Origin of the sequence: Pseudomonas sp. MWU16-30317 (assembly GCF_020515695.1) — a bacterium.
Lineage (GTDB): Bacteria > Pseudomonadota > Gammaproteobacteria > Pseudomonadales > Pseudomonadaceae > Aquipseudomonas.
This window is the reverse complement of sequence record NZ_JAIWJA010000002.1, coordinates 335982-353014: the sequence shown is the minus strand read 5'-3', so window position 1 is coordinate 353014 and position 17033 is coordinate 335982. Positions and strand designations below refer to the sequence as shown.

At 59.4% G+C, this 17033-nt stretch carries 18 protein-coding genes; 9 read left to right on the top strand and 9 right to left on the bottom strand.

The window, feature by feature from the left end; translation table 11 throughout:
- Entirely contained in the window at positions 1-483 is a 483-nt protein-coding gene (tadA, locus tag LIX93_RS06370; protein WP_226503171.1) for a tRNA adenosine(34) deaminase TadA, read from the bottom strand.
- On the bottom strand, positions 483-1868 hold the full coding sequence (locus tag LIX93_RS06365; protein WP_226503170.1) for a multicopper oxidase family protein: 1386 nt from the start codon (positions 1866-1868) through the stop codon (positions 483-485). The genes tadA and LIX93_RS06365 overlap by 1 nt, the downstream gene beginning before the upstream one ends.
- A gap of 279 nt (positions 1869-2147) precedes the next feature.
- Here LIX93_RS06365 and LIX93_RS06360 point away from each other — a divergent pair, with 279 nt between their 5' ends.
- Complete coding sequence (locus tag LIX93_RS06360) at positions 2148-2435, top strand: hypothetical protein (protein ID WP_226503169.1); 288 nt, start codon at positions 2148-2150, stop codon at positions 2433-2435.
- 39 nt (positions 2436-2474) lie between these two features.
- Here the strand turns inward: LIX93_RS06360 and LIX93_RS06355 are convergent, their stop codons facing one another.
- Positions 2475-4115: a hybrid sensor histidine kinase/response regulator gene (locus tag LIX93_RS06355; RefSeq protein ID WP_226503168.1), complete on the bottom strand. Its 1641-nt coding sequence runs from the start codon at positions 4113-4115 to the stop codon at positions 2475-2477.
- 109 nt (positions 4116-4224) lie between these two features.
- Between LIX93_RS06355 and LIX93_RS06350 the strand changes: the two genes are divergently transcribed.
- Positions 4225-4830: a response regulator transcription factor gene (locus LIX93_RS06350; RefSeq protein WP_226503167.1), complete on the top strand. Its 606-nt coding sequence runs from the start codon at positions 4225-4227 to the stop codon at positions 4828-4830.
- A 26-nt stretch (positions 4831-4856) separates the two neighbouring features.
- On the opposite strand, the gene LIX93_RS06345 is transcribed toward LIX93_RS06350, so the two are convergent.
- The 3 genes from LIX93_RS06345 to LIX93_RS06340 all read right to left on the bottom strand — a co-directional run bounded on the left by LIX93_RS06345 (position 4857) and on the right by LIX93_RS06340 (position 6298).
- Positions 4857-5297: a hypothetical protein gene (locus tag LIX93_RS06345; protein ID WP_226503166.1), complete on the bottom strand. Its 441-nt coding sequence runs from the start codon at positions 5295-5297 to the stop codon at positions 4857-4859.
- A 193-nt stretch (positions 5298-5490) separates the two neighbouring features.
- Positions 5491-5625 carry a hypothetical protein gene (locus LIX93_RS29550; protein WP_260524669.1) on the bottom strand — a complete coding sequence of 45 codons (135 nt, stop codon included), beginning with the start codon at positions 5623-5625 and terminating at the stop codon, positions 5491-5493.
- A gap of 124 nt (positions 5626-5749) precedes the next feature.
- Positions 5750-6298, bottom strand: coding sequence for a cytochrome b (locus LIX93_RS06340; protein ID WP_226503165.1), 549 nt, complete (start codon positions 6296-6298; stop codon positions 5750-5752).
- 189 nt (positions 6299-6487) lie between these two features.
- Between LIX93_RS06340 and LIX93_RS06335 the strand changes: the two genes are divergently transcribed.
- The 7 genes from LIX93_RS06335 to LIX93_RS06305 are packed head-to-tail and all read left to right on the top strand — an operon-like array spanning position 6488 to position 12786.
- Positions 6488-7165: a thermostable hemolysin gene (locus LIX93_RS06335; RefSeq protein WP_226503164.1), complete on the top strand. Its 678-nt coding sequence runs from the start codon at positions 6488-6490 to the stop codon at positions 7163-7165.
- Positions 7155-8636: an AMP-binding protein gene (locus tag LIX93_RS06330; RefSeq protein ID WP_226503163.1), complete on the top strand. Its 1482-nt coding sequence runs from the start codon at positions 7155-7157 to the stop codon at positions 8634-8636. Before LIX93_RS06335 ends, LIX93_RS06330 begins: the two co-directional genes overlap by 11 nt.
- Positions 8633-9307 carry an iron-containing redox enzyme family protein gene (locus tag LIX93_RS06325; RefSeq protein WP_226503162.1) on the top strand — a complete coding sequence of 225 codons (675 nt, stop codon included), beginning with the start codon at positions 8633-8635 and terminating at the stop codon, positions 9305-9307. Before LIX93_RS06330 ends, LIX93_RS06325 begins: the two co-directional genes overlap by 4 nt.
- On the top strand, positions 9294-10103 hold the full coding sequence (locus tag LIX93_RS06320; RefSeq protein ID WP_226503161.1) for an SDR family oxidoreductase: 810 nt from the start codon (positions 9294-9296) through the stop codon (positions 10101-10103). Before LIX93_RS06325 ends, LIX93_RS06320 begins: the two co-directional genes overlap by 14 nt.
- Positions 10100-10744 (top strand): tetratricopeptide repeat protein, encoded by a 645-nt coding sequence (locus LIX93_RS06315; protein ID WP_226503160.1) that lies wholly within the window; start codon positions 10100-10102, stop codon positions 10742-10744. The genes LIX93_RS06320 and LIX93_RS06315 overlap by 4 nt, the downstream gene beginning before the upstream one ends.
- Positions 10745-10756: 12 nt before the next feature.
- On the top strand, positions 10757-11416 hold the full coding sequence (locus LIX93_RS06310; protein ID WP_226503159.1) for a response regulator: 660 nt from the start codon (positions 10757-10759) through the stop codon (positions 11414-11416).
- The gene (locus tag LIX93_RS06305; RefSeq protein WP_226503158.1) at positions 11416-12786 is read left to right on the top strand and encodes an ATP-binding protein; all 1371 of its coding nucleotides are present in this window, start codon (positions 11416-11418) and stop codon (positions 12784-12786) included. The genes LIX93_RS06310 and LIX93_RS06305 overlap by 1 nt, the downstream gene beginning before the upstream one ends.
- A gap of 283 nt (positions 12787-13069) precedes the next feature.
- Here LIX93_RS06305 and guaA read toward each other — a convergent pair whose 3' ends face one another.
- The 3 genes from guaA to LIX93_RS06290 all read right to left on the bottom strand — a co-directional run bounded on the left by guaA (position 13070) and on the right by LIX93_RS06290 (position 16887).
- The gene (gene guaA, locus LIX93_RS06300) at positions 13070-14647 is read right to left on the bottom strand and encodes a glutamine-hydrolyzing GMP synthase (RefSeq protein ID WP_226503157.1); all 1578 of its coding nucleotides are present in this window, start codon (positions 14645-14647) and stop codon (positions 13070-13072) included.
- Positions 14648-14751: 104 nt separating this feature from the next.
- The gene (gene guaB / locus LIX93_RS06295) at positions 14752-16221 is read right to left on the bottom strand and encodes an IMP dehydrogenase (RefSeq protein WP_226503156.1); all 1470 of its coding nucleotides are present in this window, start codon (positions 16219-16221) and stop codon (positions 14752-14754) included.
- A gap of 108 nt (positions 16222-16329) precedes the next feature.
- A complete protein-coding gene (locus LIX93_RS06290; protein ID WP_226503155.1) occupies positions 16330-16887 on the bottom strand; it encodes a sugar ABC transporter ATPase in 558 nt (185 codons plus the stop codon).
- Positions 16888-17033 lie beyond the last annotated feature (146 nt).

Genomic DNA, 17033 nt, shown 5'->3' with positions numbered 1-17033 from the left:
CTAGAGCTTCGCGCGACGGGCCTTGAAGAACTCACTCAAAATCGCCCCACACTCCTGCGCCAACACCCCCCCCTCAACCACCACCCGATGGTTCAGAAAGCCTTGGCTGAAGAACTGTCCCTGGCTCTGCACGATCCCCGCCTTGGGCTCGAGCGCGCCGTACACCACTCGCGCGATTCGTGAATGCACGATCAATCCGGCGCACATGCTGCAAGGTTCCAGCGTGACGTAAAGTGTACTGCCCGGCAGCCGATAGTTCTGCACCGACTGGGCGGCGTTGCGGATGGCGACCATCTCGGCATGGGCGCTGGGATCGCTGCCGCTGATGGGGCAGTTGAAACCACGGCCAACGATTTCGCCGTTCTGCACCAGCACTGCCCCCACGGGCACCTCACCCAGCGCTGCGCCCTGGGCGGCCAAGGCCAACGCCTCGAGCATGAAATCCCGGTCGCGGCTGCGGTCGACGATCAATGGCTGACGCATCAGGCCACCTCGATCGCGGCCATCAGGCCGGTTTCCATATGGTCGATCACATGGCAGTGAAACATCCAGGTCCCCGGGTTATCCGCCACCAATGCCACCTGGGCGCGCTCGTTGCGACCCAGCAGGTAGGTATCGGTGAAGTACGGAATGACTTCATGGCGATTGGATGCGATCACCTTGAAACTCATGCCGTGCAGGTGGATGGGATGCTGGTACTGGGTCATGTTCTTCAATTCGAGGATGTAGCTGTTGCCTTTGACCAAGCGCGCGATGGGGCGATCGGCGCAGGTCTTGTCGGTGATATCCCAGGCCTGGCCATTGATCTGCCAGAGGCTGGGCGGGCGACCATTATCGGTATCTACCGAGACGGAGCCAACCCATTCGAAGTTGAAGTTGAGTTTTTCGGCATTGGACAGGTCCGGCTCGGATACCGGATTGGCCGGCAACGCTGGCGGCCAGTCGCGGGTGGTAGCCGAGTGCTCGACCGGTGCGACCACCCGAAACGTGCCCAGCCGCACCGGGCCATCGCGCAGGGCGATCACCTCGCCGGCCGCCGGCGCGCGAATGGCCAGATCGATGCGCATGCCGGGGCCGAGCCAATACTCCTTGTCCAGATCGCGTGGTTCTATCGGGTTGCCGTCCAGCGCGTAGATCCGCGCCTCGAACTGGCCTCTGAGATTGATCCTGTACGTGGCGGTGTTATCCAGATTGAGCAGGCGGACCCGCACCACCTCGCCCGCCGGCAAGTCGACGACGCCCAGATGCACGCCGTTGACGCTGGACAGGCGTCCCAGCGTGCCATTGCGAGCCGCTTCGCGGGCAATACTGAAAGGCAGGAAGGCCCCCTGCTCGTCCACGTGCCAGTTCTTCAGGCTTACGGTACGCTCGTGAGCGAAACCTGTAGGTTCGCGCTCTTCTATGATCAACGGCCCCACCAACCCGCGCCCCAGTTCTTCGCTGCTGGCAACATGGGGGTGGTACCAATAGCTGCCAGCATCCGGCACGCGGAAGCGATAGTCGAAGAATTCGCCCGGTTTGACCGGTAACTGGGAGACATAAGGCACCCCGTCCATTTCCAGCGGCAAGCGGATGCCGTGCCAATGGATGGTCGTTTCGACCGGCAGCCGATTGATGAATCGCACCCGCAGCCAGTCGCCCTGCCTCGCGCGCAGTTCAGTGCCCGGCGCACTCGGCCCGAACGCCCAAGCCTGGGTGGTATGCCCCGGTACCAACTCGACGTCCAGCGGTGCGGCAATCAGCTGATAGTCGTGCCCGACCTCAGGATCGGAACGCCCCAGCCAATAACGCCCCAGCCCGCCCGCAGTCACCCCGACCACAGCAAGGCCGGCCACGCCCGTGAGAATTTGGCGGCGGGTAACAGACATGAGCGGATATTCCTGATGGCGACGACATGGCGCCCCGGATGGGCATAAAGGGCGAACAAGATACACCGGCCATCAGGGAATGATTCGCATTGAAACAATTTGTAGCAGGAAAGCCTACGTAGGCAGGTTTATTGAAAGAAAAGTACGGGACTTATCGCAAAGCGCTTGCTCAAGGCATTTATGTGGTCAACACGCCATTAGCACATCCGCCCTAATTGCTCGCCAGGTGCCTTCGTCATTAAATCTGCGGGCATTTTTCGCATCCACCTAAAGGTACCTATGAAGCCATTTCGCACCGCCCACTCCCTTGCTTTCCTCGGCACATTAATGCTCGGCCTGGCCGGCTGCCAAGTCATCAAACCGACTGAAGACGACCTCAAAAGCAGGGCCCAAACCAGCATTGGCAAGCCGATAAGCCACATCTCGAACGTACGCAACGACAGCAGCACTACCTATTTCACGGCCAAGACAGCGACCGGCGATTACGCCTGTGAACTGCCGAGTGGGGCCATGGTTGCTCTCGGCTCGATGGGCATGGGCATGGGCGCGCAATGCACCAAGCAATAATGGCTCGACTGGCCGCGATGTAGCCAGCATTCGGCTGGGCTAAGGGGCAACCGAGGCCTTCGACCGATATTGGCGAGGTGAGCTGTGAGCGAGGTCGCGCAAGGTAACGCGCAGCTCTGCGGGTCGCACGGGTTTGCAAAGCAGAGTGATCTGGCGGCCGTGCAACTGCGCTTGAAGCGTCTCGATGTCGTGCCCGGTGAGCATCAGCGCCGGCACCGCCCAGCCACGTTGCTCGCGAAGCTGGTCAATACATTCGATGCCGGTGGCATGGGCACCCAAGTCGTAGTCGGCGATGATGACATCGCAATCGCTGTTCAGGTTCTCATCACTCAAGGCTGCCTGCACCGAGCATCCCCAGCGCTCCAGCAGGGCCTGGGTCGCGAGCAACACGTTGCGGTCATCCTCGATCAGGCACACCTTCAGGCCCGTCAACAGTCCGGCCTGCTGGGGGGATTCGCGATGGAGAAGTGGTACCGGCTCACGCGTCAGCGGCAAGCCTGAGAAACAAATTGACGTGCCCCGGCCCAGGCGTGAACGAATGGCTACCTCCACGCCCATCAACTGTCCGAGGCGCTTGACGATCGAGAGCCCCAGGCCGACGCCTTCAACATCAGTGTCGCGCCGCTGTCGGACCCGATAGAACTCTTCGAACACTTTCGCCAGGTCCGCCTGGGCAATCCCCCTGCCGCGGTCGTGGACCATGATTGCCACCGTACCGCCCCGCTGGCGCACGCCGATCAGGACGGGTCGCCCGGCGCCATATTTGAAGCAGTTGGACAGGACGTTCTGGACCATGGTGGACACCAACGTTGCATCCACCCGAACCCAATGGGCACAGGGCCGCAAGCGTACTTCCACACCCGCCCAACGCGCAGCCTCGGCGTTCTGGCGCACCAGCTCGTTCAGTAGCTCCCCCAGGTGCACCGCCCGAAGCCTGGGCTGCACGCGGTCATTGTCGAGGGTATAGAGATCGAGAATCGAGCGAAACAGCTGGGACACGTTGAGCAGGGAGCGGTCGATGCTATCCACCAGCCGCCGCTCGTCATCGCCCAGCCGCGCCTCGCGCAGGCAGGCAGTGAACAGCCCGATGGAGTGAATCGGCTGGCGCAAGTCATGGCTGGCCTGGGCCAGGAAGCGCGACTTCTCCCGGTTGGCGGCAGCGGCCTGTTCCGAGGCCTTGCGGGTACGCTTCAAGAGCAGATGGGCATAACCGGGGATCACCGTGCTGGTCACCATCAGCATCAGCACCATGAAGGGCTGCGCTTGCCAATAGGGTGTCAGGCAATAGACGACGACCAGCGCGAGCAACGCCAAGCCAGTGGCAATCGCCAGGTAGCGCGAGCCGAAACGCATGCCGTTTCCCAGGTTGACCCACACGATCACGGCGTACAGCGCCAGTGCGGCCTCTCCTCCGACGACCAGGCCGAACGAAGTGCCGGTGTAGTCGTGGACCATACCTAGAACGCGGCGCAGCGGATAATGCCCGGGCCAATGGGCGATGACATAGCGAAACGCCACAGAGGCAATTAGAAACAACAAGCAATACATAATAATTGGAAGATAGGTTTCCATCCTGTGCCCAGGCAGAAATCCTAAAGCGCCAACATATACAATGGCCACCAATGTCACGATGATTCGAAAGTTGGCCTGATCGAGCTCCGCGCTTTTTTCAAAAGCCATGGGAATCTCCTTATATTGTTATTTTAAGTATCCGTACCATTCAGTATCCAGCCGCTTATCGGCACGCCGACTTGAACTATCAGCAGAGGACGGCCCAGGAGGGCAATGAATGCCATGTAAAATAATAATTGCTGACGACCACCCATTGTTTCGCGAAGCCATGATGCGCACCGTCCAACGCCTGATGCCCGAGGCACAATTGCAACAAGTCGGTGACTTCCCGAGTGTGCAAGCCGCCCTCCACAGCGCAGAGGAAATCGACACCCTGATTCTGGACCTGCGCTTTCCCGGCCTGACCTGCCTCGCCGACCTGGCGCAATTACGTCAACAGTTGCGGAGTACCACGCTGATCGTGATGTCGATGGTGGACGACCCTGCGCTGATCGAAAAAATCATGGCGCTCGGCGTCGATGGCTTTATCGGCAAGAACATCACCACCGATGAAATCGCTGAGGCGCTCCTGGCAATCCGCCAGGGTGAAGTGCTGGTGAAATTTGCCCCCTCCGGCCTGCTGCCATTGGAAACCAATGTGCTCACGCCGCGCCAGCAAGATGTGTTGCGGCTGATTGCAGAAGGCAAGACCAACAAGGAAATCGCCAAGGCGCTGGCGATTTCGCCCTTCACCGTGCGCATCCATGTGTCATCGCTGCTGCGCAGTCTCAACGTGAAATCGCGGGCGGCAGCAGCGGTCAAGTATTCGGTGATTGGTGGCTGAAGTGGGCAGCGGCGGCAAACGGGCCACTATTGGGGCACGCTAAAGCCCTGGACCACATCGTGATCGAAATAGATATCCAGGCTAAGCCCCTGTCTGGCAGGTGATCCGCCTGCCAAGGTGCCGGCATCATTCACCGCGACTTGCGCCTTGAATACCTGATACTGGGCAGCCGAGAGTTTCTGACCCATCTCCTGCGGTACGTAGCCGTGGGCGATGTTCAAATACTTCTCGAGGCCTTCCTGGCTTTTTTCATAGGTCCAGGTGCTCTGTGCACTCAGGTCCGAACCGCCCCTTGTCGGCTTTCCAAATAGCTCCAGGACTTGGGCCTTGGTGGTTTTACCCACAAGAAGCGTTTTATTCAGATAATCCATATCATATTTCTTCGCGCCGACACCGAAGGTATTCATATTCCCCATCAAATCGTTCGAGTTTGCACAACCGGTCAAAACAGCGACCAACAGGCACATTCCAACTCCGTTCCTGAATGTGTTTCTATATATTACGGACATGAGGTTACCTTGCATGTGTTTTCAGCAGAGTTTTATATTTATGCTCGCTCAGCTTAAGGAGCGGGGGTTGGCTTCGCTATAGTGCAAGTGTGCTATAGCCCAGTGCCAGTAATGTTGAAAATACTCCATCGAGAAAGCAAAAAGCCCGCAACTAAGCGGGCTTAAGGGTAATGGCCAACTCACCCGCATTCCCATCACGAACAACCTCGGCCAGCAGATCCGCCGCAAAAGACGGATCGACCTGGAAAAGCTCTGCCATTGCCTCATCGTGACTACGGTCTTTCATCAATCGCCCCTAGTTCGCAAATGCCCTCAGCGTCAAGAATAGCCTGCTCCGACTCCTACAAATCCGTCAGCTTCTGGCCGGTACTGGCTGTGAAGACTGACAGAAATCGGCCAACAGCTGTCCTTCATGAATTTCGTTCAAACAACATCCTATCCAGCGTATTGTCCTTCACCCAATAGTGATGAAACAGCCCCGCCACAGCGTGCAAACCGATCAACCAATATCCTGTAGTGCCAACCAGCTCATGCCAGTACTTGAGCTGTTTGGCGAAGTCCGGGGCAATGGCTACCGGTGCCGGCACGTGAAAGCCAAAGTACGGAAATGGCTTATCGCCAGCGGCGAGCATCAGCCAGGCGAGGATGGGCGTTGCGATCATCAGCCCGTACAGCGCAAGGTGTGTCAGATGCGCGATAGCGGTCTGCCAAGCCGGTGGTTTTGGGGTGATTGGTGGTCTTGGGCTCAGGCGCCCGACCAGGCGAACCCACACCAGGGCGAAGATGGTTGTACCAAACAAGCCGTGCAAGCCCATGAGCAAACCCCGCGCTTCGCTGCCTTTGGGCAGATAACCCTTGATTTCAACACAGGCATATACCCCGACGAACAGGGAGAGCATCAGCCAGTGCAGGGCTATTGAAAGTTTTCCATATCGGGTCACGGAGGTGTCGCTGGTCATAAGAAGCGCCTGTTGATTGTTGTGAGGGACCGTTGATCCGGTTTCCTTGAACCGGCTGCGTAACCCTGCTCGTCCTGCCTTAAGAGAGTCTGAAGATCGACCCAAAGGTTATTCCTCTTTCACCTTCAGACTTCGTTAAGAAATGGCTTGGATACTTCGCTCAATCTCATTGAGGAAGGCGTTCGGCCCATGCTCGATTTCGACTGGAACATCCCCCTGCCCTTGCATTTTGGCCAAGCTGAAACGTCACCGTTAACCTTGGCTGGTGCTTTGCCGAACGACGCTTTGCGAGCGACGTTCGAAGACTTTATCCAGCAGCGTTTCCACAAGGCCCACGGCGCCGACATCCGCCACTTCATGCCCGAGCTGTTCGGCATGCACAACGGTGAGGGCCAGTTGTGCGCAGTGGCCGGTGTGCGTCGCGCGCACCTTGAGACGCTATTTCTGGAGCGGTATCTGGAGGAGCCGATCGAGCCATTGATTAGCGCGGCCGCTGATCACGCGGTAGACCGAAATGCCATTGTCGAGGTTGGCAATCTGGCGGCTAGCGATACCGGCAGCGCGCGCCTGAGCATCATCGCCATCACCTATCTGCTGGCCATGGGTGGCCTGGAATGGGTGACGTTCACCGGCAATATCGGACTGGTTAACAGCTTCCGTCGTCTCGGCCTGAAACCCGTGACATTGTGCGCCGCTGATCCGGATCGACTGGGTGACGAGCGTCAACATTGGGGCAGTTATTACGAGAGTAAACCATGGGTGCACGTCGGCGACATCCGCGCCGGGTTCGTCCACCTACGCAATAGCGGCCTGTTCAGCCGCCTGGGTTTGCCGACCCCGACTGAAGGAGCCTGCCATGTCGCTTGAACTGCAACGCTTTCAGGAAACCTTGCGTGAGCATGCCCGGAGCAATGACAGCGCGACCGCGCTGTGGGGCGATACGCTGAAACTCGATTACGCCACCCTGTATGCAGAAGTGCTGTATCGCCAGGAGCGCCTGCGCGATGAGCAGGTGGAAGTCGTCGCCTTGGCGCTGGACAACGGCGTCGACGCAATGCTCTGGGATCTGGCGGTGTTGTTCGAAGGGTTGACCTGCGTGACGCTGCCGCCGTTTTTCAGCGCGGCACAACGCGCCCATTGCTTGGAGCAGAGTCAGGCCGAACGCGTGATTGCCGAACCGGAGCTGGACCCCGAACTGCGCGCTGCGGGCTATGAGCAACGCGGCGAGTTCTGGTGCCGCGCCTTTACCAGCAAAAGACACATGCCGATTGGCACCGCCAAACTGACCTTCACGTCCGGCACCACCGGTACGCCGAAAGGTGTTTGCCTGAGTGCCGACAGCTTGCTGCGGGTCGCACGAGAGCTGGATCAGGCGAGCGAAACCACCCGGCCGCAGCATCACTTGGCGCTACTACCGTTGGCGATACTGCTGGAGAACCTAGGCTGTTATGCCGCGCTGTATGCCGGTGCGATGCTCAGTTTGCCGAGCCAGAAAACCCTCGGCATTCAGGGCGCCAGTGGCGTCGATATTCCGCACCTGCTGGGTTATCTCGCCGGGCGTGCGCCGCATAGCCTTATTCTGGTGCCACAGCTGTTACTGATGCTGGTCAGCGCCGCCGAACAGAAAGCCTTCGCCCCGCAAACTCTGCGCTTTGCTGCGGTTGGTGGTGCACGAGTTTCCAAAGATTTGCTGGACCGTGCGCAACGGGTCGGCTTACCAGTTTTTGAAGGTTACGGTTTGTCCGAATGCGCGTCAGTGGTGTGCCTCAACCGCCCCGGCGCACTCCGACCCGGCAGTGTCGGTCGACCGCTGCCCCATGTCGAAGTGCGGTTGGCCGAAGACGGTGAAGTGCTAATCAAGGGCTCGACGTTGCTCGGCTATCTAGGAGACGCACCGTACGCCGATGAGTGGTGGCCGAGCGGCGACCTGGGCGAGTTCGACCCGGAAGGTTTTCTTTATCTCAAGGGCCGCAAGAAGCATCAGTTCGTCACCAGTTACGGGCGCAACGTCAACCCGGAATGGGTCGAGTCCGAGCTGACCCAGCGCCGCCACATCGCCCAGGCGTTTGTTTACGGCGAGTCCTTGCCGCGCAATCACGCCCTGCTCTGGCCGCATCGCCCGGACTGCACCGATGCCGAACTAGCCGCTGCTGTCGCCGAAGCCAACGAGGCGTTGCCCGATTACGCCCAGGTGCATCAGTGGACCCGCCTGCCGCAACCCTTCACCGCCGCCAATGGCTATCTAACTGCCAATGGCCGCCCACGCCGCGATGCCATTGTCGCGCAGTACCACGCCCAATTGACCGAATCCGTTGTCCGAGAGGAATCCGCATCATGAGTTTTTTCGACACCCTGCAAGAAGCCACACAGCATGAACGCCGCGAGCTGTTCAATCTGCCGATCATCCTCGATGCGTTGCAAGGTAAGGTAAGCCTCGATAGCTATCGGGCTTTTCTCGCACAGGCCTACTATCACGTGCGCCACACCGTGCCGTTGATGATGGCGTGCGGTGCACGTTTGCCGACGCGTCTGGAATGGTTGCGCAAAGCTGTGTGCGAGTACATTGAAGACGAATACGGCCACGAACAGTGGGTGCTCAACGACATTGCAGCCTGCGGAGGTGATCGCAAAGCCGTGCATGATGGCGAGCCTTCGCTTCCGATTGAGCTAATGGTGAGCTTCCTTTATGACCTGATCGCCCGAGGCAACCCGGTGGGTCTGTTCGGCATGGTCAATGTCCTCGAAGGCACCAGCATCGCCCTGGCCACACACGCGGCAGGGAGCATTCGGGAGCGCCTGGCGTTGCCGGAAACCGCCTTCAGTTACCTGAGCTCTCATGGTTCGCTCGACATCGAACACATGCAAACCTATCGCCGCCTGATGAACCAGTTGGAAGATCCTGAGGATCGAGCGGCAGTGATTCATGCTTCAAAAGTCGTGTACCGACTGTACACCGACATGTTTCGCGGCCTGCCTCGTGACCCGGAGATTGAACATGCAGCTGCGTAACGCGCGCGTGGTCTTGACCGGTGCCAGTGGCGGAATCGGCATGGCTATCGCCGAAGCCTTGTGCGCCGCCGGTGCGCGGGTATTGGCCGTGGCGCGGCATCAGGAAGCCTTGGCCTCGCTGCTCAAACGCTACCCTGAGGCCCTGTGCTGGGTCGCAGCTGACCTGACACTGCCAAGCGACCAACGCAAAGTACTCGCCGCCGCCGAAGAAATTGGCGGAGTCAATCTGTTGATCAACGCTGCTGGGGTGAATCACTTCGCCATGCTCGAACAGCTCGACGACAGTGATATCAATGCGATGCTCGCGTTGAATATCAACGCGCCGATTTGCCTGACCAAGCTATTGCTGCCGCTACTCAAGCAGGCCGATAGCGCCATGGTAGTCAACGTCGGCTCGACCTATGGCTCGATCGGCTATGCCGGTTACGCCAGCTATTGCGCGACCAAGTTTGCCCTGCGCGGGTTTTCCGAAGCGTTGCGCCGAGAGCTGGCCGACACCCGGGTCAATGTGCTCTACGTCGCACCGCGGGCAACCCGCACGTCGATGAACAGCGCGGCGGCGCAAGCCCTGAACGATGCGCTCAAGGCCAATGTCGATGACCCGCAAACCGTGGCCTCGGCGGTGATCCATGCAATTGCCGGTGACCGCCGCGACTTGTACCTGGGCTGGCCCGAACGCTTCTTTGTGCGACTCAACAATTTGCTCCCGCATCTTGTCGATCGAGGTCTGCGAAAGCAGCTGCCCCTGATCCGGCGCTTCAGCGAAAAATCCGACAACGAGACTCTCAAACCATGAAAAAAATCTTCGCGTGCCTGTTGATCGCAACCCTCAGCCAAAGCGTCTGGGCGCTGGAGGCCGCCGACCAGCAACGCCTGAGCAGCATTCAACAAACCTGGGCGCACATCCAATATGAAGTGGCTGAAAAACAGCGCGCCGCCGCGTTCGAGCAGTTGTCCAGCGAAACCCAGGCGTTCACTGCGCAGCGCCCGGCGGTGGCCGAAGCCTGGATCTGGAAAGGCATTGTCACCAGCAGCTGGGCCGGTGCCGAAGGCGGACTCGGAGCGCTGGGAAAAGCCAAGGAAGCCAAGGCCGACCTGGAAAAGTCCCTGACCCTCGACCCCAAGGCTCTGCAAGGCTCGGCCTATACCAGCCTGGCGGCGTTGTATGATCGTGTGCCCGGCTGGCCCATCAGTTTCGGTGATAGCGACAAAGCTGAACAGTTGCTCAAGCAGGCGCTGCAACTCAACCCCGACGGCATCGACAGCCTGTACTTCTGGGGCGATCACCTCTACCGTCAGAAACGCTACGCTGAAGCAAAAGCAGCGCTGCAAAAAGCCCAGCAAGCGGCGCCGCGTCCCGGCCGTGAAACGGCAGATGCCGGACGCCGCAAAGAGATCGCCACTCTGCTGGTAGACGTCAACAAGAAAACCGACTGACCAGGAGTCCTCGTGCGTGTATTACTGATTGAGGATGATGTGGCGCTAGGTGAAGGCATCCATCAAGCGCTGGGGCGCGAGGGATACACGGTCGATTGGCTCAAGGACGGCAGCAGCGCGCTGCATGCCCTGCTCAGCGAAACGTTCGATGTCGCTGTACTGGATCTCGGCTTGCCACGCATGGACGGTCTAGAAGTACTGCGGCGCCTGCGCGATAGCGGCTCGAACCTGCCGGTGTTGATTCTCACCGCCCGCGATGCAACCGAAGATCGCATCGCAGGGCTGGATGCCGGTGCCGACGACTACCTGATCAAACCGTTCGACCTGGCCGAACTCAAGGCGCGATTGCGAGCGTTGTTGCGGCGCAGTGCCGGCCGCGCGCAAGCTCTGATCGAACATGCCGGTATCATCCTCAACCCCCGCACCCAGCAGGTCAGCTACCAGGGCCATCCCGTAGCACTGACGCCCAAGGAGTATCAGTTGTTGCATGAACTGCTGTCACCTCCGGGCCGGGTGATGACTCGAGATCAGCTGATTCAACTGCTCTATGGCTGGAGTGAAGAAGCGGAAAGTAACACTCTGGAAGTCCACATCTATCACCTGCGCAAAAAGTTCTCTACTGATCTGATCCGTACCATTCGGGGTGTGGGCTATCTAGTGGAGGAGCGCTGATGACATCGATACGCCGCCGCACATTGACACTGATCATTGGCCTGCTGCTTGCCGGTCTGGCAGTGCTGAGCACCTTTAACCTGCACGATAGCAATCATGAAATCGCCGAGGTTTACGATGCTCAACTGGCGCAGAACGCGCGCTTATTGCAAGGCGTGATGCGCATGCCGTTGGCGAGCAAGCAGCACGCCGAACTGTACCGGGCCTTCAATACCGCACTGGGCGAAGCGGTGCCGCGCGGCGATGGTCATCCTTACGAACGGAAAATTGCTTTTCAGGTATGGAACCCTGACGGTGAGGTATTGGTGCACACTGCCAGCGCGCCGTCCTTCGGCTCACCCCCGACGCAACCGGGTTTCAGTGATGTGGTGGATTTGAACCATCGTCATTGGCGCGCATTCCTCCTTGAAGACCCACAAAACGGCATGCGCATCTGGGTTGGCGAGCGCGATGATGTGCGCGCGGATCTGGTCGACCGCATCGTGCGTCATACGTTATGGCCGAACATCGTCGGCAGTTTGCTGCTCGCGGCGATGGTCTGGCTCGCTATAGGCTGGGGCTTGAAGCCCTTGGCAAACATGGCCGAGACCCTGCGTGCCCGTCACAGCGGCTCACTTGAGCCATTGCAACTGGCACCGTTGCCCAGCGAGCTAGAGCCCATGCAGGCGGCGCTCAACCGCATGCTCGCGCAGATTCAAGAAGTGCTTGGCCGCGAACGACGCTTCATTGCCGACGCAGCCCACGAAATGCGTACGCCACTCGCCGTGCTGCGGGTGCACGCGCAAAACCTGCTGGAGGCAGGCACAGAGCAGGAACGTCGAGAATCGCTGGAATTCCTCATCTCAGGCGTTGATCGCACCAGCCGACTGGTCAACCAGTTACTGACCATGGCGCGACTGGAACCCCAACCCAATCCACAACCGCTACAGCGCATCGACCTCAGCGAAACCGTGCGTAATAGTCTCGTGCAGTTGGCGCCGTGGTTATTGAGCAAAAAGCTTGAACTGATATTCGATGTCAGCGACCAGCCATTTTATGTATTCGCCAACCCTGCCGCCATCGACATCGCGCTGAGCAACCTGATCACCAACGCAGCCAATTTCTCTCCCGAACACGGGGTAATCGCTGTGCAACTGAACCAGGCTGATGGCTTCTGTCATTTGACCGTCGACGACCAAGGGCCGGGAATTGATGAGTCATGTAGAGAGCGATTGTTTGAGCGTTTCTATAGCCGTGGAACGGCGCAAGGAGCCGGTTTGGGGCTAACCATCGTCAACACAATCGCCATGCGTTTGAACGGTCGTATCGAACTGGTAAACCGGACAGAGGGAGGTTTGAGGGCTACGTTATCAATTCCAGCAAAAGAATAATCGCACAGCATCAAGCGATTATTTCGTTTCGCACAGTCAGTAAACATCGTGTTAGCCATGGGCTGCGCCCTTGTTGCTGAATCAGAACTCCCGCCAGCCATTACTTCCTCTGCGCGGATGAGCACACTCGATACCATACCAGCACTGTCCAACTGAACATGGTATCGATGTGCTTTTCTAGTGATGCTTGCACTGAGCACCATGGCCAACGCCATTGACAACATAGGAAATATCGTAACTATCATGTTTTTTTATATAAAAATTAATTAGTTACGAAGCAATCCTACTCCCATTCAATCGTCGCAGGCGGCTTGCTCGACACGTCATACGTCACCCGCGAAATCCCTTCGATCTCGTTGATGATTCGCCCACTGACAGTTTCCAGCAGCTCGTACGGCAGATGCGCCCAGCGCGCGGTCATGAAGTCGATGGTTTCCACCGCACGCAGGGCCACGACCCAGGCGTAACGGCGGCCATCACCGACAACACCGACCGACTTGACCGGCTGGAACACCACGAAAGCCTGGCTGACCTTGTGGTACCAGTCGGCCTTGCGCAGTTCTTCGATGAAGATATGGTCGGCGCGACGCAGCAGGTCGGCGTATTCCTTCTTCACTTCACCGAGGATGCGCACGCCCAGGCCCGGGCCCGGGAATGGGTGGCGGTAAACCATGTCGTACGGCAGACCCAGCTCGAGACCGAGGCGACGCACTTCGTCCTTGAACAGCTCGCGCAGCGGCTCGACCAGCTTGAGGTTCATCTCTTCCGGCAGGCCACCAACGTTGTGGTGAGACTTGATCACGTGGGCCTTGCCGCTCTTGGCGCCAGCCGACTCGATCACGTCCGGGTAGATGGTGCCCTGGGCCAGGTACTTGATGTTGTCCAGTTTGCTCGATTGCGCATCGAATACGTCGATGAAAGTGCGGCCGATGATCTTGCGCTTCTTCTCCGGGTCGGACTCGCCGGCCAGGTTGTTGAGGAACTGATCTTCAGCGTTGGCGCGGATCACCTTGACGCCCATGTTCTCGGCGAACATGGCCATCACTTGCTCGCCTTCGTGCAGGCGCAGCAGGCCGTTGTCGACGAAGACGCAAGTCAGCTGGTCGCCGATGGCTTTGTGCAACAGCGCGGCAACGACCGAGGAGTCGACGCCGCCAGACAGGCCCAGCAGGACGTTGTCAGTACCGACCTGAGCGCGGACCTGAGCGATGGCGTCTTCGGCGATCTTCGACGGTGTCCACAGTGCTTCACAGCCGCAAATATCGAGGATGAAGCGCGACAGGATGCGACCGCCCTGTTTGGTGTGGGTCACTTCGGGGTGGAACTGCACACCGTAGTAGCCGCGTTCGTCGTTGAACATGCCAGCGATCGGGCAGCTCGGGGTGCTGGCCAGAATGTGGAAGTCCGCTGGCATTTTGGTGACCTTGTCACCGTGGCTCATCCACACATCGAGGCCGAACAGGCCGTCGGCGTCGATATGGTCTTCGATGCCGTCCAGCAGGCGGCTCTTGCCAACCACGTCGACGCGGGCATAGCCGAATTCACGCAGATCGGAACCTTCGACCTTGCCGCCCAGTTGCTCGGCCATGGTCTGCATGCCGTAGCAGATGCCGAATACCGGCACGCCCAGGTCGAACACCGCCTGCGGGCAGCGCGGGCTGTCGGCCTCGTGGACCGACTCGGGACCGCCGGCGAGGATGACGCCTTTAGGGGCGAATTCGCGGATCGCGGCGTCGTCCATGTCGAAAGGATGCAGCTCGCAGTACACGCCGATTTCGCGCACGCGGCGGGCGATCAGCTGGGTGTACTGGGAACCGAAGTCGAGGATCAGGATGCGGTGGGCGTGAATGTCGAGGGCCATGACTCATTCTCGTCTGTAATCAGAAACGACACGGGGCTGTCAGAAACAGCCCCGGTTAAAATTCATCATCGCGCTCCGGCGTGTAGGCCGGAGCGCGATCACTATCAACCTACGCGATAGTTTGGAGCTTCCTTGGTGATCTGCACGTCGTGGACGTGGGATTCAGCCATGCCGGCACCGGTGATGCGCACGAACTCGGGCTTGGTGCGCATTTGCGCCATGTCGGCACTGCCGGTGTAGCCCATGGACGAACGCAGACCACCCATCAGTTGATGGATGATCGCGGCCAGCGAGCCTTTGTAGGCGACGCGGCCTTCGATGCCTTCGGGTACCAGTTTTTCGGCGCCTTCCGAGGAGTCCTGGAAATAGCGGTCCGAAGAGCCCTGGGCCTGGGACATGGCGCCCAGCGAGCCCATGCCACGGTAGGCCTTGTAAGAACGACCCTGGAACAGCTCGATCTCGCCCGGTGCTTCTTCAGTACCGGCGAACATCGAGCCCATCATCACACAGTAGGCGCCAGCGACGATGGCCTTGGACAGGTCACCGGAGAAGCGGATGCCGCCATCGGCGATGAGTGGCACACCGGTGCCTTCCAATGCAGCGGCGACGTTGGCGATCGCGCTGATTTGCGGAACGCCGACACCGGCGACGATACGGGTGGTGCAGATCGAGCCCGGGCCGATACCGACCTTGACCGCATCAGCGCCCGCTTCGGCCAGGGCCTTGGCGGCTGCGCCGGTAGCAATGTTGCCGCCGATGACCTGAACGTCCGGGAAGTTCTGCTTGACCCAGCGAACGCGGTCGATCACGCCTTTGGAGTGACCGTGAGCGGTGTCGACCACGATCACGTCGACGCCGGCATTGACCAGCGCAGTGACGCGTTCAGTGGTGTCCTTGCCGGTACCGACCGCAGCACCAACGCGCAGGCGAGCCTGATCGTCCTTGCTGGCCAGCGGGTAGGCCTTGGCCTTTTCGATGTCCTTGACGGTCATCATGCCCTTGAGCTGGAAGTTGGCGTCGACGATCAGAACCTTTTCGAGGCGGTGCTTGTGCAGCAGCTCGCGCACCTCGGCTTTGTCAGCGCCCTCACGGACGGTGACCAGACGCTCTTTGGGGGTCATGACTTCGCGGACCGGGACGTCCAGGCGATTCTCGAAACGCACGTCACGTGAGGTGACGATGCCGACCAGGTCGCCATCGTGCAGCACCGGTACGCCGGAGATGTTGTGCAGGCGGGTCAGTTCGAACAGATCACGAACCGTGGCGTCGGCCTCGATGGTGATCGGGTCCTTGACCACGCCGGCTTCGAACTTCTTGACCTTGCGGACTTCCGCGGCCTGTTGTTCGATGGTCATGTTCTTGTGAATGATGCCGATGCCGCCTTCCTGTGCCATGGCAATGGCCAGACGGGCTTCGGTGACGGTGTCCATCGCAGCTGAAACCAGGGGGATGTTCAGCTCGATGCCACGGGTCAAACGGGTCTTGAGACTGACTTCGTTGGGCAGTACTTCGGAATAACCGGGTACGAGAAGGATGTCGTCGAAGGTCAGTGCTTCTTGGCTGATACGCAGCATCGCGGGAGCTCCCGGGCGGGAAAAATGGAAGCGCGCCATTGTACCTATACATGCTGATGGATGAAAGGTAAACCTTCGTGGCAACGCCATTTACTGGCAGCGACGGCTTCAGCTGTCTCGCAGTATCACCGAGACGTTGGCCACGGGCTGATCGAGCCAATCGGCGAACTCGTCGACGAACGCTTGCTGCAACCCTGCTGCCTGCCAGTTATTGAAGATGAAGCCTAGATTGGAAAAGGCACATGGTTGCAGAAACAGGAAACCATTTATGTCGTCTTCATGCCCGCATTCGGGGCAGGTGAAGTTGTCGGTGTAGCCCGGCATCCAGTCTTCGAGGCTATCGAACAGCGCCTCGCCGACCTCGCGGCGGCACTCGGCGCAGCCAGCTTCGTGGAGAAAACCGACGTCCGGGGTGAAGATGCAGCGATCGGTGACCACTTCCAGGCCGTTGACCGAGTCCTCATAGGGCAACAGTTCCGGCTTCAGTACCACGCTGCGCGCGCCTGGGCCGATACCGTAGGCCATGCGATTGCCGGTGCGCCCGCAGGTGGTGAGCGCCTCCTGGATGATTTCCTTGCGCACCAGCCAGCGCAGAATCGCCCGTGCTCGCGGTTCATGGACCGGGACAGTGGAGAGACGCGGGACGATGATGCTTTGGGTGTTCATGCAGCGGCAGGCCTCTGAGCGAGTGAAGTTGTCGATGATACCACCGCACAGTGCCGTAGCCAGGGGCTTGCCCCTGATTGTGTCAGCCACTTAATGGCGCTGCCCCTGCCCAATCGGGGGCAAGCCCCCTCGCTACAGGGTCGGTA

Coding starts and splice junctions, on each gene's coding strand:
- tadA (WP_226503171.1), bottom strand. CDS start 483: ATGCGTCAGCCATTGATCGTCGACCGCAGCCGCGACCGGGATTTCATG.
- LIX93_RS06365 (WP_226503170.1), bottom strand. CDS start 1,868: ATGTCTGTTACCCGCCGCCAAATTCTCACGGGCGTGGCCGGCCTTGCT.
- LIX93_RS06360 (WP_226503169.1), top strand. CDS start 2,148: ATGAAGCCATTTCGCACCGCCCACTCCCTTGCTTTCCTCGGCACATTA.
- LIX93_RS06355 (WP_226503168.1), bottom strand. CDS start 4,115: ATGGCTTTTGAAAAAAGCGCGGAGCTCGATCAGGCCAACTTTCGAATC.
- LIX93_RS06350 (WP_226503167.1), top strand. CDS start 4,225: ATGCCATGTAAAATAATAATTGCTGACGACCACCCATTGTTTCGCGAA.
- LIX93_RS06345 (WP_226503166.1), bottom strand. CDS start 5,297: ATGTGCCTGTTGGTCGCTGTTTTGACCGGTTGTGCAAACTCGAACGAT.
- LIX93_RS29550 (WP_260524669.1), bottom strand. CDS start 5,625: ATGAAAGACCGTAGTCACGATGAGGCAATGGCAGAGCTTTTCCAGGTC.
- LIX93_RS06340 (WP_226503165.1), bottom strand. CDS start 6,298: ATGACCAGCGACACCTCCGTGACCCGATATGGAAAACTTTCAATAGCC.
- LIX93_RS06335 (WP_226503164.1), top strand. CDS start 6,488: ATGCTCGATTTCGACTGGAACATCCCCCTGCCCTTGCATTTTGGCCAA.
- LIX93_RS06330 (WP_226503163.1), top strand. CDS start 7,155: ATGTCGCTTGAACTGCAACGCTTTCAGGAAACCTTGCGTGAGCATGCC.
- LIX93_RS06325 (WP_226503162.1), top strand. CDS start 8,633: ATGAGTTTTTTCGACACCCTGCAAGAAGCCACACAGCATGAACGCCGC.
- LIX93_RS06320 (WP_226503161.1), top strand. CDS start 9,294: ATGCAGCTGCGTAACGCGCGCGTGGTCTTGACCGGTGCCAGTGGCGGA.
- LIX93_RS06315 (WP_226503160.1), top strand. CDS start 10,100: ATGAAAAAAATCTTCGCGTGCCTGTTGATCGCAACCCTCAGCCAAAGC.
- LIX93_RS06305 (WP_226503158.1), top strand. CDS start 11,416: ATGACATCGATACGCCGCCGCACATTGACACTGATCATTGGCCTGCTG.
- guaA (WP_226503157.1), bottom strand. CDS start 14,647: ATGGCCCTCGACATTCACGCCCACCGCATCCTGATCCTCGACTTCGGT.
- guaB (WP_226503156.1), bottom strand. CDS start 16,221: ATGCTGCGTATCAGCCAAGAAGCACTGACCTTCGACGACATCCTTCTC.
- LIX93_RS06290 (WP_226503155.1), bottom strand. CDS start 16,887: ATGAACACCCAAAGCATCATCGTCCCGCGTCTCTCCACTGTCCCGGTC.